Source organism: Sphingorhabdus sp. EL138 (assembly GCF_945882965.1).
Taxonomy (GTDB): domain Bacteria; phylum Pseudomonadota; class Alphaproteobacteria; order Sphingomonadales; family Sphingomonadaceae; genus Sphingorhabdus_B.
This window is the reverse complement of sequence record NZ_CAMCWY010000001.1, coordinates 99520-120931: the sequence shown is the minus strand read 5'-3', so window position 1 is coordinate 120931 and position 21412 is coordinate 99520. Positions and strand designations below refer to the sequence as shown.

The following is a 21412-nucleotide window of genomic DNA, read 5'->3' as shown; positions in this document are numbered from 1 at the left end:
CCTACCTCACCATGCAACTAAAACATTGTGCAGTGCAACATATCGCTGCAAGCGGACATCACCCGTTGCTATGATAATAATCATAGACCGTTTGGGCGACGGCAGCTGATACGCTGGGGGCTTTTTGCAAATCCTCAAGGCTGGCATTGCGCACGGCACGGGCAGTGCCAAAATGCATCAATAGCGCCTTTTTACGCGACGGGCCAATACCTGGAACTTCGTCAAGCGGGCTAACGGTAATGGCCTTGCTGCGTTTCGCGCGGTGCGCACCAATGGCAAAGCGATGCGCCTCATCGCGCAGCCGTTGCAAATAAAACATGACGGGCGCGTTGACGGGCAAGGTAAATTCGCGGCCATCGGGGAAGTGAAACATCTCGCGGCCCGCATGGCGGTTAGGGCCTTTGGACACGCCGATAAAGGCAACATCCTCTACACCCAATTCACGCACTATTTGCATGACGGAGCTCATTTGCCCCTTGCCGCCATCGATCAGGACAAGATCGGGCCAGTTTTCATCGCGTTCAGGTTCAAAATCCTCCCCGGTTCGGGGAGAATTTACGAGTCGCCCAAAACGCCGCGCCATGACTTCGCGCATCATGGCAAAGTCGTCACCCGGCGCAATGTCAGGGTTTTTGATGTTGAACTTGCGATATTGGCCCTTGATGAAACCTTCCGGCCCAGCCACGATCATCGCGCCCAGCGCGTTGGTCCCCTGAATATGGCTGTTGTCATAGACTTCGATCCGGCGCGGCGCTTCGGGCAATTCGAACAGGTCAGCCACTTCTTGCAGCAATTTACCCTGCGTAGTGCCCTCTGCCAGCTTGCGGTCCAGCGCCTCTTCGGCGTTACGCGTCGCTTGTTTGACCAAGCGCACACGGTCGCCGCGTTGCGGCACGCTGATTTCGATCTTGCGTTCGGCACGTTCGGACAGGGCTTGCGCCAACAAGTCTGTCTCGGTCAGTTGCCGGTCAAGGAAAATGCATTTCGCAGGCGGAACATTTTCATAAAATTGCGCAAGGAAGCTTGTGAACACCTCGTCCTCGCTGATTTCAGCAACATGCGCGGGGAAGAACGAACGATGCCCCCAATTCTGCCCGCCACGAATGAAAAATGCCTGAATGCCTATAACGCCGTTGCGATGTGCCAGCGCGAAGATGTCAGCGTCGCCCGCGCCTTGCGCGTTGATCGCCTGCGACCCCTGAATGAAGGTAAGCGCCCGAAGACGGTCGCGGACCATAGCGGCGCGTTCGAAATCGAGCGCCTCAGCGGCGGATTCCATTTCCTTGGCCAATTTGGCTTGCACAGCGGAGGATTTGCCGTCGAGGAAGGATTTGGCGTCCGCGACAAGACTGTCATAAGACGCGTCGTCAATCCGCCCGACACAAGGCGCGGAACAGCGCTTGATTTGATACAGCAAACAAGGCCGGTCGCGATTGTTAAAGAAACTGTCGGTGCAGCTTCGCAGCAAAAACAATTTTTGCAGCGCGTTCAGTGTTTGGTTGACGGAGCCAGCGCTGGCGAACGGGCCGTAATATTGGCCCTTATGCCGCCGCGCACCGCGATGTTTCTGAATGCGCGGAAATTTATGGTCGGCGCGCAGCAGAATGAAGGGGAAGCTTTTGTCGTCACGCAGCAGCACATTGTAAGCGGGGCGGTAACGCTTGATGAGTTGCGCCTCCAGCAACAGCGCCTCAGCCTCGCTATTGGTGGTGACGATGGTCATGGATCGCGTCAGCGCGACCATCCGGCGCAAGCGGTTGGGCAGCCGGTCGATCTGCACATAATTGCCGACGCGATTCTTTAAGGCACGGGCTTTACCGACATAGAGCACGTCGCCGCGCGCATCGTGCATGCGGTAGACACCGGGTTTGAACGGCAGGGTGTTCAGGACATTTCGGATCGCGGCGATGCCGATGTCAAAATCCGGCGTGTCCGCACCGCGCACCGCATATGTCGCCTTTTCCTCGCTAAAGCGGGAGGCTGCGTTGGGTTGGTCGGGGCGTTCGGCTTTGGGCATGTTGCCTGCCATGTAGGCTGAGCCATTGGCAGACTCAATGTCATTCCGTTGGGGGGCTTGTTTAGCATACCCACCGTCATTCCCGCGCAGGCGGGAATCTAATTCCGGACTCATAACTGCTCCAAAACGGCTTATTGCTAACGGAGAGCACAGGAGTTGGGTTCCCGCCTGCGCGGGAATTACTAAGTTTTTATAACTTAATTCAGCGCCGCAATCGACTGATCGATTAACGCGGCATCGGCCTTTGCGTCATGATGCGCAGCGATAAGTTGCGCAGCGGCAGCAGCAGCAGCCGTGGCCGCAGCCTTACGCACATCGCCAATCGCAGCGCGTTCGGCGGCGGCAATTTTTTCTTCGGCAGCTTGCGCACGGCGGCCAATCAACGCAGTTGCGTCGGACTTGGCGCGCGATACGATCAACTTGGCTTCTTCTTCCGCCGCAGCCTTCATTGCTTCGGCGTCAATCGCCGCTTGCTTGGCCTTAGCTTGATATTCGGCCTTGATGGCTTCAGCTTCGGCCCGCAAAGCGGTGGCCTGATCCAATTGCGCGCGAATGCCCGCAATCTGGTTATCCAGCGCGCCTGCAATCATCGCAGGGACTTTTTTCCAAATAGCCAACGCAATAACCGCTAGCATCGCCAATGCGACGAGCATGGAGGCATCAAAGCCCAGCGCCGACGGCGTGACATGTTCTTCAGCGCCGCCGTGCGCTTCGGTTGACGCATGTGTTTCGGCGGCTGGCGTTGCAATCGCGGCGGCCTCTGGCGCAGGTGCAGTCATGGGCGCTTCGGTTGCTGTGGTTGGATTAGCCATGCGACATTACCGCCTTCACTGCTTTTGTGGCTTGCGCAGATGTGACCTTGGCACCGGAAACCTTGGCGACGATGTCCGCCGCAGCTTCGGCGGCGACAGCTTCTATGCCAGCCAGCGCGTTGGCCGTTGCCTTGGCCAAATCGGCGTCGGCAGCGGCGATCTTTGCGCTGATTTCGGCGTCCGCCTTTGCCAAACGCGCATCGGCGTCCGTCGCGGCTTTCACCTTGGCAGCGGCGGACTTGGCCTGCGCTGCGGTCCGCGCCGCCGTCAGGTCGGCAGCACCGCTGTCACCCAGATTGTTGGCCTCTGCCCGTGCATGTTCGGCAGCAGCAAGGTCGTCCGCAATCTTGCGATTACGGGCATCCATCGTTGCTTCCACCTTTGGCAACATGACCCGGCTGACCGTAAAATAGATCAAGCCAAAGACAATCAACAGCCAAAAGAACTGCGATGCGTAGGTTTCAAGGATCTGACTAATCTGGGGCATATTATGCGTTCGTCCTTATGAAAGAATGCCCCGGCGCAGTGCCGGGGCGAACCGTCAGTTAGGCAACGAAGATCAGGATCATCGCGATAACGAACGCGAGCAGACCAAGAAGTTCGACGGCGGCGAAGCCGATGAACAGACGGCCCTGCTGGCTGTCAGCTGCTGCTGGATTACGCAACGCGCCCTGAAGGAACGAGCTAAAAACGTTACCAACACCGCCAGCGGCGATACCGGCACCAATTGCTGCCAGACCGGCACCGATCATTTGGGCTGCTTCTGCGTCCATGATAATAACTCCTGTTAAAAAATAAACTTAGTGGTTGAAAACTTAATGCAAATTGACGGCGTCGTTGATGTACAGCGACGTCAAAAGCGCGAAAACATAAGCCTGAATTGCACACACAAGCAATTCAAGCAGGGTAATACCAATCATCAGCAGAAACGCTGGGAAGCTCACAATCAGCGGCACCCAAGCGGCTTCTGCATTCAGGCCGTTGATCACAAATCCGGCGAGCACCTTCATCATGATATGTCCGGCAGTCATGGCGACGAACAAACGCAGTGCGAGACTGAATGGACGGATCATGAAAGAGAAAAGCTCAATAACCGGGATCAGCCAAAGCAACCACCATGGCGTGCCATGCGGCACAAACAGGCTGAAGAAATGTAGGCCATGCTTCCAGAAACCAACGACCAAGACAGTGCCGAAGCTGAACAACGCCAAGACGGCAGTTACGGTCAGATGGCTGGTAATTGTGAAGGGATGCACGCCGGGAACGATGCCAAAGGGCATCATGCCCATGAAATTCGCCATCAGGATGAACATGAACAACGAGAAAACCAAGGGCACATATTTCTTGCCCTCGGGACCAACATTTGCGGTCAACATGTTGTTGATAAAGCCAGTGGCACCTTCGACCGCCATTTGCCAGCGACCGGGAACCATTTCGCGCTTCATTCCGCCCGCCATGAAAACCCACAAAGCGCCAAGGACAAGCACCATGAACAACGAAGAGTTGGTGAAGGAGACGTCATAGCCACCAAGTTGAAGCTGCGCGAGCGGCTCAATCTTGAACTGGTACATCGGATCGATTTTGCCGCTTTCGCCTGCCACGTTCACTACCCTGTTATATACACGTCAAGCGCCCGGATTAGTCCGGACGCTCTGCTGAAATCTTTATTATATTCCTGAAGGCGACCGCGATGCCCAAAAACATGCACGTCAACAGGAGCGCAGGCGCGATACCCAGAAGGCGGTCCAATAACCAGCCAACCAAAGCACCACCAGCCGGACCAGCAATCAGTTCGGTCAAAACCCTGTTCCCTTGCCGCATTCCTTTGGCGGGAACCTGATCCTTACCAGCACGAACTGCCTCGGCTTTCCGCGCTGCTTTCAGCTGCAAATCTATCGAATCGAGCCGTGCGTCACTTGTGCCGTCATTGTCCTGCCCGGGGTTATTTGAATTCATGTGATTCCGGCCTTTCTAAACAAGGGAAACCACCTCGAAATCGGGCAAACCCCGCCTAGGCACGGGCGCTTTAGGAGAGCCCCCGCGCCAAGTCAACAGCGCGCCTACAAGATTGTTGCAACGCAATAGAAAAGGCCGCGGCATCTCTACCACGGCCCATCCAAACTATATTGGCAGTCTTACTGCGGACAGCGCGAATCCAGCTCTGGTGCGGTGCCGTCGCGGGTTCTCCATTGCCCCGATGATGTCTGGTATTTTTCCCCCGATACGGTGCGTTCTGCAATCAGGCGGCAGCCCGTACGCAACGCCATTTCCTCGACTGTGGCACCATTTGCCAGAGCCTCTTTTGAATACACGGCCTTGCGCTTAATGTTGATATCCTCAACCAGCGCGCGAACCGCCGACGAAGGCGGGACGACAAAGCCCAGATAACCGTCTGACTTTTCACCCACTAAACCGCTTTCCCGCGCATTTTGATAGGCCGGGTCACGGCCCGACTGGAAGGCTATTGCGCTTGTTGCGATGGCACCCAGCAACAACGCTGCGGTCATCATTTCAACAGAAACTTTCATCAAAATACTCCAGGGTTTTCTTGGATCACTTTTTCGGACGCAGCCGACAGCTTGTATAAAATCTCCTGCCGGATCGCGATGTTCAAGTTGATGACGATTGGCTTGTCTGGCGCGGTGACTTGCACGCATCCTGTCAAAACCGACGCCACCAACGGCGCGCACAAGAATATCATTTTCCTCATATGGCGGCGAATCGCATTATCCGTGCGGTTCGTCAATTGATCGCGGTTTTGCGCCATGTTCGCTTTCCCTATGCTGAATGGTTCATTCATTTGATGGTTCTTGTTTAGTTTCCGCTGGCCCTGTTTGCGCGTTCTGCTTTTTCTGCGCGTCGAGCAAAGACTGCAGATCGCGGTCCGCCGCATAATTGGCGTCATAAAGCCCGCGGATAGAGCCTATAACCTTCAGGAATTCCGCCGTCACGCTGACGTTGAACTTGATGGGAATCCGCGCCAATTGCCGGGTTAGGAAGTTGCGCTTTGCCAGCGTCCCCTGCTGCACCCCAGTAAAGCCGATGTCCGTGACGATTTCCCCGTCAAGGTCGCCCCCCACGCCAATGGTCAATGTGGAATAGCGGATAGAGCGCAAGGCGTTGAAGGCATAGTTGGCGAACATACCCATATCTTCATAGGCAAGTTCACCCAGATAGCTGACCTCCCCGCCGCCGGGACGCGACACCAGAGCGCCGCCGACAATCCTGCCGCCATCTTGGTTGAACAGCATGGGCAAGGTCCCATCAAACACGCCGGTAACGCGCAAATTCTGGAAATCATATCCAGCCAGCAGTTTCTCCGCGTCAACGCCAATGACGCGGAAGGTCAGGCGGCGTTCGGACTCAACCCCGAAATCGAGGACAGTTGGCTCAAGGACCAATTCCCCGCCCGCAAATGGCCAGCGCCCCGATTCAATCGCGACCTGCCGATTGGGCAGCAATCGATAGCTGACCGTTCCCCCCAGCGCGGCTATACCTGGGTTCACCGACCCCAAAGTTGCGATTTGGTCCGATGCAGTTTCGAGGCCCAAAAGGTCGGAAAACACGATTTCGGTCGTCAGCCCCTCAACCGGGCCGAAGGCAGCGGCCAAGTTCATATTGAGCGTGGACGCGCGTCCAGTGCTGCGCACCCCATCTGTGTCCCACGCGATACGACCATCACCCGAGACGCTGCCGTCAACATTGGCGACGACGCCCAAGACAAGGGCTGTGAGCAAGTCGGGTTGAAAGCCCTCCTTAAAGCGCACGTCATCCACCGCGAGCAAGGCGCGCCCGCTGCTGTTGCTTAAATCATGACGGATATCGACATCTGACACCCGCGTACCGGTGGTTAGCTCAACCAAATGGCCGGTCGCGGTGATGATGTTGTTTTCGAGCAACAACCGCACATCTGGAACCAGCATGGGCTTGAACCTGTCGACCTGGTCTGCATCCAACACATTTAGCCGCGCGTTGAGGGTCAGCGTCTTGGCAAGGTAACGCCATTCACCCGATGCGGCGTCCATCAGCAGCGGCAGTTTGCCAATCTGCCCCGCGCCGCCGGTCAATGCACCGGAAGCGCCGCCTTGATCGAATCTTCCATCAACGCTGCCAATATTGAAAACAGAACGCGCTTCGGGTTGGCCCAGCTCAACGACCACATCTTTGGCGGCAAAACCATCGGTCAGGCTGAAGCGGACATTACTGCCACGCGCAGCGAGCGGCGCGCTTCCAAGCGTACCCAAAACGTTGAGGCCTGCAACATTAGTCGCAAAGCGGGCGTTGCCTTCACGCACGCTCAGCATCGGGCGGCCAGCATCCGGACAAAGCCGGAGCGACTGGCCGCGTAACGCAAGGCTCGATAGCCGCAACGCGTCAAATCGGACATTCTGGCAGCTGTCATACAAGGTGAAAGCCCCAGCATTGTAACGACCCGATATGGGCACGTTCAGGCCAGTGACGAAACCACCCGGCAACGGCCCTGATATCCGCGCCTGTCCGGCAAAGCGCCATGCGCCATTGCCCCCCCCCTTAAAGGCAAGTTTAGGCACTATAAGCTTCGCCCCGCCAGAGGCATAAGGCGCAATAACCAGATTGCCCGACCAGCTCTGACCCGATTGTGCGAGCGAAAGGGCGGCAGAGGGCACATTGGGCCCAGATAATGCGATCTGAACAGGCGCGTTCAATATCCAACCAGTCGATGTTGCCATGGCACCGAAGTTACCGTTTTGCCGCATACGCAAGCCTGATGCACTTGTGAACGCAAGCTTCGCGATGCGTGCCCCACGCCGACCCTGAAAATCCTGATAGCCATCAAAATCGAGGCTGGCGGAGAATTGATCGCCAGCGCGTTCGAGCACGGGTGCGATTCGCGCGATTATGGGGCCAACTGGCGTGTCCTTCGTTTGTGCGGCCAAGTCACGAAGGCCCGCGATTGTGCCGCGATCAAATGCGCCGCCAGTGATTGAGGCATCGCCGCGCGCAGACAAAGCCATATGGCCGTCCATGAGGCCAGCCGTTCCCTTAGCCGCCCAAACCAACCGGCGCGCCGACAGCGGGGCGGAACGCAATGAACCCTCGTGCACGGTAAAGTCGAAATTGGTACGCGCCAGTTTGCCATCGACCGACAGCTTGCCGAATATGCCCCGCAAGTGAGCTTGCGATAGTCTGAGCGCATCTGCCGCATAAGCAAAGGTGCCGTCCCACGCATCAAAACGTTCAGACAGCTTGAGATTAATATCAAAACGCGGCGCGTCGAGCACAATGCCTGCTTCGCCGCATGTTGCTTTGGTGGACGTCATTGGCCCGATTAAATGCGGCTCACGCCATTCGAGCAGCAGCTTGCCATCAAATTTCATGTCTGCCGCGCTACATCCCGCCGCCTTCACAACCGGCGCGCGCAGCGACAGAACGCCGGTGAAACGGTTCCGCAGCAGGCCGCTGCCATTGAGGCCAGCACCAATAACACCCCATGGTGTATCAATCCGCGCACGCGCGTTTTTAATTTCTACCGCGATATCGGGCCACGCAAACGGCTCGGCGGATTTGACGTCGCGGAATTTGTCGAGTCCACCGAAGGACAAGGTGCCATCGGCATAACGCCCGCGCAAGATGATGCCGTCCGCGCGGACGTCGCGCAAAGTTGCACCGGCAAAGTTCAGGGCCACGTCAATTTCGACCAGCTTTGCGGTAAGGTCAGGGCGAGCAGGGTCGCCGATAACAAGATCGCGAATACGCTGCGTACGCAAACCGATCGTATCAATTTTGTAGCTTGCCTTGATACCCCGCTCTGCAAACGCATTTTGCACAAAACGGTCGGCGATAGTGTTGCGCTGAGTCCACGCAAACAGCAACAGTAGTGCGAGCAAGATGCCAACGCCGCCGAAAATGCGCCGCTTCCAATGTGCGCCGCTATAGTGTTGCACATCGACATCGCCCGTCGGTGTTTCGTCGGCAGGATTCTGCATAATACGCAAATGCGGGAAAGGCCGTCCTGTTGCAACGCCATTTGCATGATGCGACTTGCGCCCGACGCAAAAATCACAGAAAAGAACAATATCACAGCAGGATAGACTGATTACAGATAGAATGGATAAGACGTAACATCATGGCACGGGCCACCGCGCGCGTTTGCGTAAGCGTTTGTTGGAGAAGAATGGCGAAAGCCTTCACGATCATGAATTGATCGAGTATCTCCTCGCGCTCGCCATTCCGCGCCGAGATACCAAGCAGATCGCGAAGGATTTGATTCACCGTTACGGCAGCCTATCGGCCTTGCTGACCGCAGACGCCGACAGTATTTTACAAGAAAAATGGATGGGCGAAACCAGCGTTGCGGCGTTGAAGATAGTTCAAGTCGCGGCGCTTCGCCTGCTCAGCGAACCCGTGCGCGAACTGCCGATACTGTCGTCTTGGCAATCATTGCTGGATTATCTGCGCGCCGACATGGCGCATCTGACGATTGAGCGCGTGCGCACGCTATATCTTAACAGCAAAAACATGCTGATCCGTGATGAGGTGGCGAGCGAGGGTTCCATCGACCAAGCCGCCATTTACACCCGCGAAGTCATCCGTCGCGCGATGGACCTTGGCGCGGCAGCGATTATTCTTGTCCACAACCATCCCAGCGGGGACAGCTCCCCCAGCCGGCAAGACATCGCGATGACGCGCGACATTGCCGATGCGGGGAAGAAGTTCGGATTAGCTGTGCACGATCACATCATCATTGGCAAAAACGGTTTCAGCAGCATGCGCAGTTCCCGGCTGATTTAGTGGGTGGCAAAATGGTGGCCGCTCCCGCATAGCCACAAAATGCCATCCCCAACCCCCGTCAAGAAATCCATCGGCCCGCGTGAGTTGACCGTTATGATGTCGTCGCTCATGGCGCTGAATGCGCTGGCCATTGACGCGATGTTGCCCGCCTTCCCCGCCATGGTGCGCGGCCTTAGCCTCGCTGAGCCGAACCAGATCCAATACATTATTTCGACCTTTCTGGCTGGCACAGGAATCGGTGCGCTCATTTACGGTCCATTGTCCGACCGTTATGGACGAAAGCCGATATTGTTGATTGCAACTATTGGTGCGGCGATAGCGTCTTTGGCATGTTCCTTCGCGCCTGATTTTGAAATCATGCTTGTCATGCGCTTTATCCATGGGCTGTTGGCGGCAGCCATGGGCGTTCTGGTGATTTCGGTTATCCGAGATCAATTTGAAGGCGACGCCATGGCGCGGCGCATGTCGACCATCTTCCTCATCTTCATGATCGTGCCAATTATTGCGCCGACAATTGGCCAGTTGGTGCTGCTTTTCGCTGGCTGGCGGGTGATTTTTGACCTGATGGCCGTCATGGCCGTCGCCGCCGCTATCTGGGTCTATCTGCGCTTGCCCGAAACATTGGCACCCGAAAATGTCATTCCTATTCAGCCAAAGGCGCTCGCAAAGGCGTGGAAGATTGTCGTCCTGAACCGCAATGCCGCTGGTTACATGATTGGCGCTGGCGTCACGCAGGGCGCTTTGTTCGGCTATCTCAACAGTTCGCAGCAGATGTTTGACAAGGTGTTCAACGCGGCGGATTTCTTCACCATTGGCTTTGCGATCATCGCCATTGGCATCGCGGTGTCCAACTTCACCAATTCGCGGATCGTCGAACGTTTTGGGGCGCGCCGTGTGTCGCAGACCGCATTGTTGACCTTCATCGCGTTGGGCGCGTTGCAATTGCTTGCGGCCAAGTTTGCGCCAACGTCCTTGCCGATCTTCCTGATATTGCTGACCGGTAACATGGCGATGATTGGCTTTATCGGGTCCAACTTCTCGTCGATTGCAATGTCCCCCTTTGGCCATGTCGCAGGGGCGGCCTCGTCTTTTCAGACCTTCGTCCGCACGGCGCTTGCGGCATCGCTTGGCGCCATTATCGGGCAGCAGTTTGACGGCACGGTATATCCCGTCGCTTTGGGGTTCCTATGCTGCGGGCTGGTGGCGCTTGGCCTTGTGCTGTGGTGCGAGAAGGGGAAGCTGTTTACCCGGCCCGGAACCACTCAGCCCCTGCCCACCAACCCGCGCAATTAAGGCAAAGAAAAGGGGCACCGAAGCGCCCCTGTCCTATTGTTATTTGGCGGAAGCCTTAGTCCACTAATGGACCAGGAAACTCACCCATATCCGGCGCATCATCCATACTTTGGTCATGCTGCAGGTTTGAATTGCGCATGCCATACACGAAGTAAATCAATATGGCCCCAATCAAAAAGTATAAAAACATCATGAGTACATGTTGTGGAAGCGACTCGATCAGATACAGGCAGGACAATATGCCAAGGATCGGTGTCAGCGGGTACAAAGGCACCGAGAAACCACGCGGCAATTCAGGTGCTGCACGGCGCAGGTAAATCACCGACAGACAGACGATGGCAAATGCCGCCAAAGTACCAACCGACGTCATGTCGCCCAGAACATTGATGTCAAAGAAACCAGCCGCAACCGCCGTGATCGTGCCAACCAACAACGTGTTGATGTAAGGTGTGTGGAAACGTGGGTGCACCCTCGAGAATATCTTCGGCAACAGACCATCGCGGGCCATGGTGTAGAAGATACGGGTTTGAGCATACATCAACACCAGAACAACCGAGGTCAGACCAATGATAGCGCCGACCTTAATGGTCTTTGCCAGCCACGACCATTGGGCACCGAAGCTATCGACCACAACCGCAACTGGGTCAGGCACGTTCAATGTTCCATAAGGCACGAGCAGGGTCATGATCGCAGCGACAAGCATGTAAATGACGGTGCAAACAACCAACGAACCGATAATACCAAATGGCATATCGCGCTTGGGGTCTTTTGCTTCCTGACCAGCGGTAGATACCGCTTCGAAACCGATATAGGCAAAGAAAACGATAGAGGCAGCGCGCATGATGCCGTCGAAACCGAATTCACCTTCGCCGGTATTTTCAGGAATAAATGGCGTCCAATTAGTCGCCACTAGTTCAGGCAGATTTGAAAGGACGATATAACCACCAACTAGAATGAACGCTGCCAACACGCTGACTTTGATAGCTACGATGATGTTGTTCACTTTGGCCGATTCCGATACGCCAACCACCAATAAAAGTGACAAGGCCATGCAGACAAAGAATGCTGGCAAGTTGAAAATCGCAGTCACGGCGGCGCCATCGACGATCAACGGGGCACCATCCTGCATGACGGCATGTCCGGTGGGTCCTGTGAATTGGGGCGGGATGACAAGGCCGAAGTCCGCAAGCAAGCTGACAACATAGCCGCCCCAGCCGACGGCCACCACCGATGCGGCAAGGCCGTATTCGAGAAGCAGCAACGCGCCCATAATCCAAGCAACAAATTCGCCCAACGTGGTGTAGCTGTAAGTATAAGCTGAACCCGACACCGGCAGCGTCGAGGAGAGTTCTGCGTAGCAAAGCCCTGCAAAAGCACAGACGATGCCTGCGACAACGAAAGACAACATAACCGCAGGGCCAGCATGTAAGGCAGCCGCGCTACCCGTACGGACGAAAATACCCGCACCGATGATGCACCCAACGCCCAACAGCAAAAGGTTCCATTTGCCCAACGAACGCTTAAGTTCGCTGTTTGCCGACTCTCTTTGTACCTGTGCGATCGTTTTGCGCGCAAACATGCGCTGCAACACGGATTGCTGCTCAACGGCCATCATAATCTCCCCGATGGATTTCTTATCGCGCAGAACCTAGCCTCTAAATGCCGCCGCGCAACTTAATTTCACCGTATAAGCATGGGTCCGAGCGGTTTTCCACCAAAAATATGGACATGCAGGTGCGGAACCTCTTGATGTGAATCCATTCCGATGTTGGCGAGCAGGCGATATCCAGGCTCGACCAGTCCTAGTTCGCGCGCAACATGGCCCACGGCGCGGACAAATCCGGCGATTTCGGCATCGCTGGCTTTGGCGCTGAAATCATCCCAGCTGACATAGGTGCCTTTTGGGATCACCAGCACATGAACAGGTGCTTGCGGGTTGATGTCGTCAAAGGCCAAGGCCCATGCATCCTCGAACACCTTGCGGCAAGGTATCTCGCCGCGCAGGATTTTGGCGAAGATATTCTGGTCGTCATATTCCAGTGTCGGATCAATCGGCATGTGTCACTCCTTGGCTTATGTCCGCGCCGCTTTTTCGACCAAGCCAGAGACGCCTTCCCTGCGATCCAGTTCAGCGAGCACATCGTCCAGCGACACACCCACATCACGCAGCAATATCATCAGGTGAAAAATCAGGTCCGCGGCTTCAGCGGTGACATGCTGCGCATCGCCTGAAAGCGCCGCGATAATTGTCTCGGTCGCTTCTTCGCCAACCTTTTGCGCGATTTTACCGCGACCTTTGGCTAATAAGGATGCGACATAGCTGCTGTCCGGGGCGGCGTCCGCCCGCTGGGCAATGGTGTGTTCGAGCCGTATGAGTGTATCGCGCATCAAATATCTCTCTGTAAGGCGACGACCATGGCCTTGTCCTCAGCGGGGATCAAGCCCTCGAGAACGCGCCAGAAGCCTGTGACGGATTCCTGACCCGCCGCGGCATAAGCGGACGCCAGGCTGTTGCGGAGCGCATCGAACAATTGCGCTTCGAACTGAATGCCCTCTGGCGTGAGGCGCAAGAGTTTCTGACGCCGGTCGACATTCCCCGTTCGCGTTTCGACAAGTCCCCTGTCCGCCAAATCGGTAAGGACTCGGCCAAGCGATTGTTTGGTGATCGCGAGGATTTTCAACAACGCGCTAATCGGCAGATCGGGCTGGCGCGCAACGAAATACAGCGCGCGATGGTGCGCGCGACCAAGGCCATGTGCCGCCAGCCCTTCGTCAATTGCGCGGGTAAGTCGCGTGTATCCAAAGAATAAAAGCTCAACCCCGCGCCGCACTTCATTTTCTCGAAGGAACAGGGGCGACGCGGTCGGCGTGACAGAAACAGAAGATGGGACAGCCATATTGACGTATCTTGGCCTAGCCCATAGGACAGTGCAAGACCCTAATGAATGAGAGCATCGATGAACGCTGGCGCATTTCCTTTTGAAGCAAACCCTAATCCGGTCGATTCCAGCGAACGCACGGCGCGGCTGGTCGATCCCGGTTTTGGACGAGTTTTCACCGACCATATGGTGACGATTCGGTATTCGGACGACAAAGGCTGGTATGGCGCAAAGGTCGGGCCACGCGCGCCCCTATCGCTCGACCCTGCGACGGCCGTTTTGCATTATGCGCAAGAGATTTTTGAAGGGCTAAAGGCCTATCGCCTTGCCGACGGCGGAATGGCCTTGTTCCGTCCCGAACAAAATGCCCGCCGTTTTCAACGCTCGGCAAAGCGCTTGGCAATGCCCCAATTGCCTGAAGAGATGTTCCTGCAAGCGTGCAAGCAATTGGTTGATGTCGATAAGGACTGGTTTCCACCTGTTGATGGCGGCTCTATTTATCTGCGCCCATTCATGATCGCGAGCGAAGTGTTTCTGGGCGTGAAGCCATCTGCAGAATATCTGTTCATGGTCATTGCGTCTGCGGCCGGCAATTATTTCAAAAGCGGCGCGCCAGCAATTTCGATCTGGGTGTCCGAACATTATACCCGCGCGGCACCCGGCGGCACGGGCGCGGCGAAATGTGGTGGTAACTATGCCGCCAGCCTTGTGGCGCAGTCCGAAGCGATCAAACAGGGTTGCGACCAGGTCGTATTTCTCGACGCAGCCGAACATCGCTGGGTCGAAGAACTGGGCGGCATGAACCTATTTTTCCTGTTCGATGACGGGTCGATCATCACGCCGCCCGCCGACGGCACAATATTGGAAGGCATCACCCGCGATTCCGTGCTAACTTTGGCGCGTGCGCAAGGGTTGAACGTGCGTGAGGAGCGCTACGCCATCGACCAGTGGCGGGCCGATGCAGAATCGGGGCGCTTGGTCGAAACCTTTGCCTGCGGAACGGCTGCAGTCGTGACGCCGGTTGGAAAAGTGCAGTCTGCGAAGGGCAGCTTTACCATCGGCGCAGGCGGTCCGGGGCAGATGACTCAGCAAATTCGTTCACAACTTGTGGATATCCAACGCGGAGTTGCCGCAGATGCCCATGGCTGGGTGCAGCGTATTGATTAAGCAGTTGCGCAATAAGTTTCCCGCGATATAAGCCGCCGGAACTGGTCAGATTACTGGCTTGCTGGGGCGTCGCCAAGCGGTAAGGCAGCGGCTTTTGATGCCGCCATTCGCAGGTTCGATCCCTGCCGCCCCAGCCATTTATGCAGATAATGCAAGCTTATCATTTCCAGAATTTTTGTAAACTTTTGTAATCATACGTAAAAATTGCAGCGCTATCTAGTAACGAAGTAATATATCGTTAGGTATATTTTACCGCTGTGATGTCGGCGGGCCGCTGAGGGGTGGTATTAGGATGAAAGTGTTTATTGCGGACTATTGTTTGGATGTTGTTGATTATCTTAAACATATAGTCGAAGACCTGGGGTATGTTGCCGTCGGTTGCACCAGCAGCAATGATTTTACAGAGATATTGTCGCGGGACGTGTTTGACCTCGTCATCTTGGATTGGAATATTCGCGCCGGGGACGATACTTCCCTGCTTGAATGGATGAATACGGCTTTGCCGACCCGACCACCGGTAATCATGATGGCGAGCCGGTCTGCTAAGCGGGAAAGCCGTAATGTTATGCGGCACGGATAAACGCTTTGCTGCGCGGCAATGCGGTCGGGGGGGCGTTTGATACTGAAGTCATATACGGCGCCTACAAAATGAACCGGCTTGAGCGGAGCGTTACAATCCATGAACAGACCGTCATTTTGACCGCCAAGGAATTTGATTTGACGGAAATGTTTTTCAAAAACACAGACCGGACCTTGTCGCGTCATTATATTATGCAAACCATTTGGCGGACAACGGCAACGCTAGCGACACGGACGTTAGACATGCATATTTCGAGGGTGCGGGCGAAGTTGGATTTGCGGTCCGAAAACGGCTTCCGGATTTCAACGGTTTTCGGTTACGGTTACCGTCTGGAATTGCGCAGTAAGCCGTAAGCATTGACAACTGACTGTGCGAAAAAGGAAGCTTTAAGCGGCCTTTTTCGCGCGCTCCACCATTTCCTGATTCAGCATTTCGGCCAACAGAAACGCCAGTTCAAGTGACTGCGCCGCGTTCAGGCGTGGGTCGCAATGTGTGTGATACCGATCTGCCAGACCTTCGTCAGTCACGGCAACGGCCCCGCCGGTGCACTCGGTGACATTCTGACCCGTCATTTCAATATGGATACCGCCGCCAAAGCTTCCCTCGGCGCGGTGCACAGCAAAAAAGCCGCGCACTTCGGCTAAGATACGCTCAAACGGGCGCGTTTTATATCCGCTAGCTGATTTGACGACGTTGCCATGCATGGGGTCACACGACCAGATGACGGGATGTCCTTCACGCTGCACGGCGCGTACCAAGGTCGGAAGCCCAGTTTCAACCTTGTCATAGCCGTAACGCGAGATCAACGTGATCCGCCCTGCCTCCCGCGCTGGGTTCAATGTATCGAGCATCCGCAACAATGCATCGGGTTCAAGGCTTGGGCCACATTTTACGCCAATGGGGTTGCCGATACCACGCAAAAATTCGACATGGGCGGAGCCCTCAAACCGCGTCCGATCACCAATCCACAAGAAATGCGCTGACGTATCGTACCAGCCGCCGGTCAGGCTGTCCTGACGCGTCATCGCCTGCTCATACGGCAATAACAAGGCTTCATGGCTGGTGTAGAAGCTCGTCCCCTTAATTTGCGGCACTGTCTCTGGCGTAATGCCGCACGCTTCCATAAAGGCCAGCGCCTCGCTGATACGATCTGCGGTTTCTTTATATTTCTGTGCCCATGGCGAACGGCCCATATAATCATGCGTCCAGGCGTTCACCTGCTGCAGATTGGCATAACCACCGCTGGAAAAGGCGCGCAGCAGGTTCAGTGTTGATGCGGCCTGACTATAGGCACGGATCATACGCGCCGGGTCTGGCTCGCGTCCCTCGGCAACAAATTCAATATCATTGATGATGTCACCGAAATAGCTCGGCAGCTCAACGCCGTCTATTGTTTCGGTCGGTGTCGAGCGTGGCTTGGCAAATTGTCCCGCCATGCGTCCAAGTTTCACCACAGGTAACTTACCCGCGAAGGTCAGCACAACGGCCATTTGTAAGATCACGCGGAAAGTATCGCGGATGTTATTCGGGTGAAATTCGGCAAAACTTTCGGCGCAGTCGCCGCCCTGAAGAAGAAACGCCTTACCTTCCGTTACTTTAGCAAGATCGGTTGTGAGGTTTCGCGCTTCACCTGCAAAAACCAACGGCGGATAATTACGTAGCGTGTTTTCGGTGGCCGCCAACGCAGCAGCATCCTTGTAAGCAGGCATGTGAATGCCCGTTGCGTCTCTCCAGCTTTCAGGCGTCCAATTCGTCGCCATGGGTCATACTCCAACAATAATCGAATAACATTTGCGCTCTTTAGGCGTAACATGTTGTCGGTAGCAAGTGTTAGCGCCTAATTTCCGCTGGTTTCGCAAAATGCAACCAAGCTGGCGTATTTTGCTACATTGACGACCAAATTGCCTGTTGGCAAATGATTGGAAAGGCGTCTATGTGGCCGCTGAATCGCCCCCGCCGCACGCCATAGTACTGGACGCAGCTGGAGTGTTAAGATTTCGTCGGTATCGTGGGGTTCAGCCCCGCGACGCAAGAAGGGCAGATTATGTTGACAGTCAAAAAAACAAACGGCACAGGAAAAAAGCCGGTAAAAGCGCCAAAGATTTCCGCTGCAGCCGCTTTGAATGCGGAAAATCCGACATCGGGCGTTATGCCTGCGCAAGACCTGCGCGTTGAAAACAACGATCATGCGCCAGTCGTCCGCCGCCGTGACTTCATACACATCGCAACCATCAGCTTCGCTGGCGTAGGCGCTGCCGCCGTTGCTATGCCGTTGGTATCGCAGATGAGCGCAAGCGCTGACGTGCTGGCTTTGGCCTCTATCGAAGTTGATGTAGCCGCGATTCAGCCCGGTCAGTCGATCAAGACCAGCTGGCGCAAACAGCCTGTATTTATTCGCAACCTCACGGCCGCTGAAATCGAGATGGCCAACAAGGTTGATGTGGGTTCATTACGTGATCCGCAAACGCTTGCCGAACGCACCAAGCCTGGCAAAGAAAATTGGTTAATCACGCTGGGCGTCTGCACCCATTTGGGCTGCGTGCCTTTGGGCGCCGCCGCTGGCGAAGTTAAGGGCGAATTTGGGGGCTATTTCTGCCCATGCCATGGTTCGCATTATGATACCGCCGCACGTATCCGGAAGGGACCAGCCCCGACGAATCTCGTCGTTCCGGAATTCGCATTCATTTCTGACACAGTCGTTAAAATCGGTTGAGGAGCTAGAACGTTATGAGCTTCCCTTGGGCACAAGAATATAAGCCGCAAGGCACCGTAAGTAAGTGGGTCGATGAACGCCTGCCCTTGCCGCGTCTGGTTTTTAACTCACTCGGCGCAGGATATCCTGTGCCACGTAACCTCAATTATTTCTGGAACTTCGGTGTCCTTGCTGGCTTCGCTTTGGTTATCCAGATAGTAACTGGCATCGTTCTTGCTATGCACTATTATGCAAGCGTCGACGGCGCGTTCAACAGCGTCGAGCACATCATGCGCGACGTAAACGCAGGCTGGTTCTTGCGCTACGCGCATATGAACGGCGCGAGCTTCTTTTTCATTGTCGTCTACATTCACATTTTCCGGGGACTTTTCTACGGATCGTATAAAGCGCCGCGTGAAATGATCTGGTTGCTTGGCGTCACAATTTTCCTTCTGATGATGGCTACGGCGTTCATGGGCTATGTGCTTCCATGGGGCCAGATGAGCTTCTGGGGGGCACAGGTTATCACTGGCTTCTTCTCCGCCATTCCATTGGTGGGCGAACCATTGCGTCAGTTGTTGCTTGGCGGCTTTGCGCCTGACCAAGCCGCGCTGAACCGCTTCTTCTCGCTGCACTATCTGATGCCGTTCGTCATTGCTGGCGTCATCATCCTACATATTTGGGCATTACACATTCCAGGATCATCGAACCCAACGGGCGTAAGCATCAAGGGCGAACAGGACACTGTTCCGTTTCACCCTTATTACACCGCGAAGGACGGGTTCGGTCTGGGCGTCTTCTTGATCTTCTTTGTTGCAGTGACATTCTTTGCACCAAATATGTTGGGTCACCCAGATAACTATATCCCGGCAAACCCGCTTTCGACACCAGCGCACATCGTGCCTGAATGGTATTTCTTACCATTCTACGCGATCTTGAAAGCGTTCACCGTCGATTTTGGTATTCCGTTCACCGGTATCATCATCGTTGAGGCCAAGCTGATGGGCGTGTTGGCGATGTTTGGTTCGATCTTGCTGTTGTTCTTCCTGCCTTGGCTGGACACATCGCCAGTACGTTCGGGTCACTATCGCCCATTGTTCCGTAAGTTCTTCTGGTACGGCCTCATCCCAAGTCTGGTCGTTTTGACCTATTGCGGTGGTAAGCCTCCGTACACCGAGTGGGTTGTCCTCAGCCAGATTGCGGCGGCATATTATTTCGCGCACTTCTTGATCATCTTACCGTTAGTCTCACGTATTGAACGGCCGCTACCGCTGCCCAATTCAATCACTGAAGCCGTCACCGGTAAACCGCTTGAAATAGCGGCTGCGTAAAACAGGGAAAGCAGTATCATGGTTCGTTTAGTTGCTTTTTTTATAGGTCTGTTTTTCAGCGGCATGCTTTTAGTTGGCCTTGGGGATACTGTTATCCAGGCTATTCAGGAACCTGCGCAGCCCACGGCTGAGCATGAGTTTCACGAAATGCCACTTGCCGTCAGCTTTGCGCATGACGGTCCGTTCGGCAAGTTTGACCGTGGCCAGTTACAGCGTGGATTGAAGGTATATTCTGAAGTATGCGCGGCGTGCCACAGCCTAAATCTTGTTGCCTTCCGTGATTTCGCGGCATTGGGTTACAATGAAGAACAAGTGAAGGCACTGGCCAAAGGTTGGAAGACCGAAGTACCAAGCATCAACCCTGAAACGGGTGAAGCCGCCTCGCGCCCTGCAATCCCCGCCGATAAAATTCCTTCGCCATTTGCGAACGAAACTGCTGCACGTGCCGCGAACAATAATGCGCTTCCACCTGATCTTTCCTTGATCACCAAGGCGCGCGGCGATGGCCCTGCTTATGTTTATTCATTGTTGATGGGTTACCGTGATCAAGCTGGCTACAAGAATGAAGAAGGCCAAGAGCTGCTAAAGGAATTCCCTGAAGCAGCAACACCTGCTAGCCTCCACTTCAACCCATGGTTTGCAAATTTGAACATCGCTATGGCCAACCCGATCGCGGGTGATGATCAAGTTACCTATGATGATGGCACGAAGGCCACCAAGGCGCAGATGGCGAAAGACGTTTCTGCATTCTTGACATGGACAGCAGAGCCAAAGATGGAAAACCGCAAGAGCGCAGGTTGGGCGGCTTTGGGCTTCCTGATTATCTTCACCGTGCTTGCCTGGATGTCCTACCAAACTATCTGGGCAGACAAAAAGCATTGACAGGGTGAAACCGATTTTCGAAGGAGCCGCTTTTGCGGCCCTTTCTTTTGCAATGAGGACGTTGACGCTAAGGCCGGATAATGGCAATAGCGGGGCTTCAAACGGCCATTTGGTCCGTTGCGGGTATAGCATAGTGGTAATGCACTAGCCTTCCAAGCTAGCTAGAGGGGTTCGATTCCCCTTACCCGCTCCATCGTTAACCCCAGCGACAGGCGCACCGCTTAGCTGATACAGTTTGAGACAAAATGGCCATTGTCTTGACAAGCTATCGCGCCATATGCATCCTATGTTCACGCGCGCGCTCTATTGCGGATGATTAGAAGGAGCGAGAATAATGAAGAAACTTTCAGTCTATGCTGGCGTCATGCTCCTGTCTGTTACTTCCGCAGCGGCGCTTCATGCTGCACCAGTTAAAGCCGCTTCAGACGGAAATCATATTATCACCAAGGCAGAAGCCATGGCAGCGGCCGATGCGCGCTTTGCCAAGATAGACGTAAATGGCGACGGCACATTAAACGCAGCCGACCGGATCGCCATGATGGCAAAGCTCTTTGTTATGATGGACTCAGACAAAAATGGTGCCATTAGCCAAAGCGAGTTCATGGCGGCCCATGAAGCTGGTGTCGAGCGACGCGCAGACCGGCGTGAACGGCGCATGGAACGCATTGGAGCCAGCATGCGTGAAGCCCGCCAACGGGGCCGTTTTGGCGGCATGGCCATGGTCCCGCGCGCCGACACCAATCGGGACAAGGCCGTGTCCCAAGCAGAGTACCGCGCTGCGATTGACGCACGCTTTACTAAGGCAGATGCCAATCAAGATGACAGCATTTCTATTGAATAACGTCAGGCCGCACGTAAGACACGCTAAGGCTAGCGCGGTCTCGCCCGCGCGTTTTCGCGCACTGTTCGATTGAATAGTCTCTTAGCCTGTGGTCTGCGGGCTATAGTTTTTTACATATTTTGAGTTACACGGGTTTCCGGAGCTGAG

Annotated in this window: 23 protein-coding genes and 2 tRNA genes; 11 read left to right on the top strand and 14 right to left on the bottom strand. The window is 55.1% G+C overall.

The window, feature by feature from the left end; translation table 11 throughout:
* Window positions 1–58 precede the first annotated feature (58 nt).
* From uvrC to Q0N43_RS00650, 9 genes are all read right to left on the bottom strand, one after another.
* Complete coding sequence (gene uvrC, locus Q0N43_RS00690; RefSeq protein ID WP_295441014.1) at window positions 59–2017, bottom strand: excinuclease ABC subunit UvrC; 1959 nt, start codon at window positions 2015–2017, stop codon at window positions 59–61.
* 197 nt (window positions 2018–2214) lie between these two features.
* Window positions 2215–2829, bottom strand: coding sequence for a F0F1 ATP synthase subunit B (locus Q0N43_RS00685; protein ID WP_295441011.1), 615 nt, complete (start codon window positions 2827–2829; stop codon window positions 2215–2217).
* Window positions 2822–3316, bottom strand: a complete 495-nt coding sequence (locus tag Q0N43_RS00680; protein WP_295441008.1) for an ATPase — start codon at window positions 3314–3316, stop codon at window positions 2822–2824. The genes Q0N43_RS00685 and Q0N43_RS00680 overlap by 8 nt, the downstream gene beginning before the upstream one ends.
* A gap of 58 nt (window positions 3317–3374) precedes the next feature.
* Window positions 3375–3602 (bottom strand): F0F1 ATP synthase subunit C, encoded by a 228-nt coding sequence (locus tag Q0N43_RS00675; RefSeq protein WP_125229901.1) that lies wholly within the window; start codon window positions 3600–3602, stop codon window positions 3375–3377.
* A gap of 42 nt (window positions 3603–3644) precedes the next feature.
* On the bottom strand, window positions 3645–4400 hold the full coding sequence (locus tag Q0N43_RS00670; protein WP_295441221.1) for a F0F1 ATP synthase subunit A: 756 nt from the start codon (window positions 4398–4400) through the stop codon (window positions 3645–3647).
* A gap of 67 nt (window positions 4401–4467) precedes the next feature.
* Window positions 4468–4785, bottom strand: coding sequence for an AtpZ/AtpI family protein (locus Q0N43_RS00665; RefSeq protein WP_295441001.1), 318 nt, complete (start codon window positions 4783–4785; stop codon window positions 4468–4470).
* Between the two features lie 179 nt (window positions 4786–4964).
* A complete protein-coding gene (locus Q0N43_RS00660) occupies window positions 4965–5357 on the bottom strand; it encodes a YdbL family protein (protein WP_295440998.1) in 393 nt (130 codons plus the stop codon).
* Entirely contained in the window at window positions 5357–5596 is a 240-nt protein-coding gene (locus Q0N43_RS00655; RefSeq protein ID WP_295440995.1) for a YnbE family lipoprotein, read from the bottom strand. Before Q0N43_RS00655 ends, Q0N43_RS00660 begins: the two co-directional genes overlap by 1 nt.
* 25 nt (window positions 5597–5621) lie before the next feature.
* Entirely contained in the window at window positions 5622–8795 is a 3174-nt protein-coding gene (locus Q0N43_RS00650; RefSeq protein ID WP_295440992.1) for a YdbH domain-containing protein, read from the bottom strand.
* Window positions 8796–8958: 163 nt separating this feature from the next.
* Here Q0N43_RS00650 and radC point away from each other — a divergent pair, with 163 nt between their 5' ends.
* Both radC and Q0N43_RS00640 read left to right on the top strand, forming a co-directional pair.
* Window positions 8959–9600: a DNA repair protein RadC gene (gene radC / locus Q0N43_RS00645; protein ID WP_295440988.1), complete on the top strand. Its 642-nt coding sequence runs from the start codon at window positions 8959–8961 to the stop codon at window positions 9598–9600.
* Window positions 9601–9639: 39 nt separating this feature from the next.
* A complete protein-coding gene (locus tag Q0N43_RS00640; RefSeq protein WP_295440985.1) occupies window positions 9640–10893 on the top strand; it encodes a multidrug effflux MFS transporter in 1254 nt (417 codons plus the stop codon).
* A gap of 55 nt (window positions 10894–10948) precedes the next feature.
* Here Q0N43_RS00640 and Q0N43_RS00635 read toward each other — a convergent pair whose 3' ends face one another.
* The 4 genes from Q0N43_RS00635 to Q0N43_RS00620 all read right to left on the bottom strand — a co-directional run bounded on the left by Q0N43_RS00635 (window position 10949) and on the right by Q0N43_RS00620 (window position 13790).
* Entirely contained in the window at window positions 10949–12505 is a 1557-nt protein-coding gene (locus Q0N43_RS00635) for an amino acid permease (protein WP_295440982.1), read from the bottom strand.
* A gap of 68 nt (window positions 12506–12573) precedes the next feature.
* Window positions 12574–12951, bottom strand: coding sequence for a histidine triad nucleotide-binding protein (locus tag Q0N43_RS00630; protein WP_295440980.1), 378 nt, complete (start codon window positions 12949–12951; stop codon window positions 12574–12576).
* Between the two features lie 15 nt (window positions 12952–12966).
* Window positions 12967–13281: a phosphoribosyl-ATP diphosphatase gene (locus Q0N43_RS00625; RefSeq protein ID WP_295440978.1), complete on the bottom strand. Its 315-nt coding sequence runs from the start codon at window positions 13279–13281 to the stop codon at window positions 12967–12969.
* Entirely contained in the window at window positions 13281–13790 is a 510-nt protein-coding gene (locus Q0N43_RS00620; RefSeq protein WP_295440975.1) for a MarR family transcriptional regulator, read from the bottom strand. Before Q0N43_RS00620 ends, Q0N43_RS00625 begins: the two co-directional genes overlap by 1 nt.
* Before the next feature lie 48 nt (window positions 13791–13838).
* Here Q0N43_RS00620 and Q0N43_RS00615 point away from each other — a divergent pair, with 48 nt between their 5' ends.
* From Q0N43_RS00615 to Q0N43_RS00600, 4 genes are all read left to right on the top strand, one after another.
* Window positions 13839–14939, top strand: coding sequence for a branched-chain amino acid aminotransferase (locus tag Q0N43_RS00615; RefSeq protein WP_295440972.1), 1101 nt, complete (start codon window positions 13839–13841; stop codon window positions 14937–14939).
* A 62-nt stretch (window positions 14940–15001) separates the two neighbouring features.
* Window positions 15002–15076: transfer RNA gene (locus Q0N43_RS00610), tRNA-Gln, on the top strand.
* Window positions 15077–15231: 155 nt separating this feature from the next.
* Window positions 15232–15519 carry a response regulator gene (locus tag Q0N43_RS00605; RefSeq protein WP_295440969.1) on the top strand — a complete coding sequence of 96 codons (288 nt, stop codon included), beginning with the start codon at window positions 15232–15234 and terminating at the stop codon, window positions 15517–15519.
* Between the two features lie 68 nt (window positions 15520–15587).
* Window positions 15588–15872 (top strand): winged helix-turn-helix domain-containing protein, encoded by a 285-nt coding sequence (locus Q0N43_RS00600; protein ID WP_295440966.1) that lies wholly within the window; start codon window positions 15588–15590, stop codon window positions 15870–15872.
* A gap of 33 nt (window positions 15873–15905) precedes the next feature.
* On the opposite strand, the gene Q0N43_RS00595 is transcribed toward Q0N43_RS00600, so the two are convergent.
* The gene (locus Q0N43_RS00595; protein ID WP_295440962.1) at window positions 15906–17279 is read right to left on the bottom strand and encodes a class II 3-deoxy-7-phosphoheptulonate synthase; all 1374 of its coding nucleotides are present in this window, start codon (window positions 17277–17279) and stop codon (window positions 15906–15908) included.
* Between the two features lie 389 nt (window positions 17280–17668).
* Here Q0N43_RS00595 and petA point away from each other — a divergent pair, with 389 nt between their 5' ends.
* From petA to Q0N43_RS00570, 5 genes are all read left to right on the top strand, one after another.
* The gene (gene petA, locus Q0N43_RS00590; RefSeq protein ID WP_295441218.1) at window positions 17669–18232 is read left to right on the top strand and encodes a ubiquinol-cytochrome c reductase iron-sulfur subunit; all 564 of its coding nucleotides are present in this window, start codon (window positions 17669–17671) and stop codon (window positions 18230–18232) included.
* A 14-nt stretch (window positions 18233–18246) separates the two neighbouring features.
* A complete protein-coding gene (locus Q0N43_RS00585) occupies window positions 18247–19542 on the top strand; it encodes a cytochrome b/b6 (RefSeq protein ID WP_295440960.1) in 1296 nt (431 codons plus the stop codon).
* An 18-nt stretch (window positions 19543–19560) separates the two neighbouring features.
* On the top strand, window positions 19561–20424 hold the full coding sequence (locus Q0N43_RS00580) for a cytochrome c1 (RefSeq protein ID WP_295440957.1): 864 nt from the start codon (window positions 19561–19563) through the stop codon (window positions 20422–20424).
* A gap of 119 nt (window positions 20425–20543) precedes the next feature.
* Window positions 20544–20617 (top strand) — tRNA-Gly (locus Q0N43_RS00575).
* Window positions 20618–20758: 141 nt separating this feature from the next.
* On the top strand, window positions 20759–21265 hold the full coding sequence (locus tag Q0N43_RS00570) for an EF-hand domain-containing protein (RefSeq protein ID WP_295440954.1): 507 nt from the start codon (window positions 20759–20761) through the stop codon (window positions 21263–21265).
* The last annotated feature ends 147 nt before the right edge of the window (window positions 21266–21412 follow it).

Coding starts and splice junctions, on each gene's coding strand:
- uvrC (WP_295441014.1), bottom strand. CDS start 2,017: ATGCCCAAAGCCGAACGCCCCGACCAACCCAACGCAGCCTCCCGCTTT.
- Q0N43_RS00685 (WP_295441011.1), bottom strand. CDS start 2,829: ATGGCTAATCCAACCACAGCAACCGAAGCGCCCATGACTGCACCTGCG.
- Q0N43_RS00680 (WP_295441008.1), bottom strand. CDS start 3,316: ATGCCCCAGATTAGTCAGATCCTTGAAACCTACGCATCGCAGTTCTTT.
- Q0N43_RS00675 (WP_125229901.1), bottom strand. CDS start 3,602: ATGGACGCAGAAGCAGCCCAAATGATCGGTGCCGGTCTGGCAGCAATT.
- Q0N43_RS00670 (WP_295441221.1), bottom strand. CDS start 4,400: ATGTACCAGTTCAAGATTGAGCCGCTCGCGCAGCTTCAACTTGGTGGC.
- Q0N43_RS00665 (WP_295441001.1), bottom strand. CDS start 4,785: ATGAATTCAAATAACCCCGGGCAGGACAATGACGGCACAAGTGACGCA.
- Q0N43_RS00660 (WP_295440998.1), bottom strand. CDS start 5,357: ATGAAAGTTTCTGTTGAAATGATGACCGCAGCGTTGTTGCTGGGTGCC.
- Q0N43_RS00655 (WP_295440995.1), bottom strand. CDS start 5,596: ATGGCGCAAAACCGCGATCAATTGACGAACCGCACGGATAATGCGATT.
- Q0N43_RS00650 (WP_295440992.1), bottom strand. CDS start 8,795: ATGCAGAATCCTGCCGACGAAACACCGACGGGCGATGTCGATGTGCAA.
- Q0N43_RS00640 (WP_295440985.1), top strand. CDS start 9,640: ATGCCATCCCCAACCCCCGTCAAGAAATCCATCGGCCCGCGTGAGTTG.
- Q0N43_RS00635 (WP_295440982.1), bottom strand. CDS start 12,505: ATGGCCGTTGAGCAGCAATCCGTGTTGCAGCGCATGTTTGCGCGCAAA.
- Q0N43_RS00630 (WP_295440980.1), bottom strand. CDS start 12,951: ATGCCGATTGATCCGACACTGGAATATGACGACCAGAATATCTTCGCC.
- Q0N43_RS00625 (WP_295440978.1), bottom strand. CDS start 13,281: ATGCGCGATACACTCATACGGCTCGAACACACCATTGCCCAGCGGGCG.
- Q0N43_RS00620 (WP_295440975.1), bottom strand. CDS start 13,790: ATGGCTGTCCCATCTTCTGTTTCTGTCACGCCGACCGCGTCGCCCCTG.
- Q0N43_RS00615 (WP_295440972.1), top strand. CDS start 13,839: ATGAGAGCATCGATGAACGCTGGCGCATTTCCTTTTGAAGCAAACCCT.
- Q0N43_RS00605 (WP_295440969.1), top strand. CDS start 15,232: ATGAAAGTGTTTATTGCGGACTATTGTTTGGATGTTGTTGATTATCTT.
- Q0N43_RS00600 (WP_295440966.1), top strand. CDS start 15,588: ATGAACCGGCTTGAGCGGAGCGTTACAATCCATGAACAGACCGTCATT.
- Q0N43_RS00595 (WP_295440962.1), bottom strand. CDS start 17,279: ATGGCGACGAATTGGACGCCTGAAAGCTGGAGAGACGCAACGGGCATT.
- petA (WP_295441218.1), top strand. CDS start 17,669: ATGCCTGCGCAAGACCTGCGCGTTGAAAACAACGATCATGCGCCAGTC.
- Q0N43_RS00585 (WP_295440960.1), top strand. CDS start 18,247: ATGAGCTTCCCTTGGGCACAAGAATATAAGCCGCAAGGCACCGTAAGT.
- Q0N43_RS00580 (WP_295440957.1), top strand. CDS start 19,561: ATGGTTCGTTTAGTTGCTTTTTTTATAGGTCTGTTTTTCAGCGGCATG.
- Q0N43_RS00570 (WP_295440954.1), top strand. CDS start 20,759: ATGAAGAAACTTTCAGTCTATGCTGGCGTCATGCTCCTGTCTGTTACT.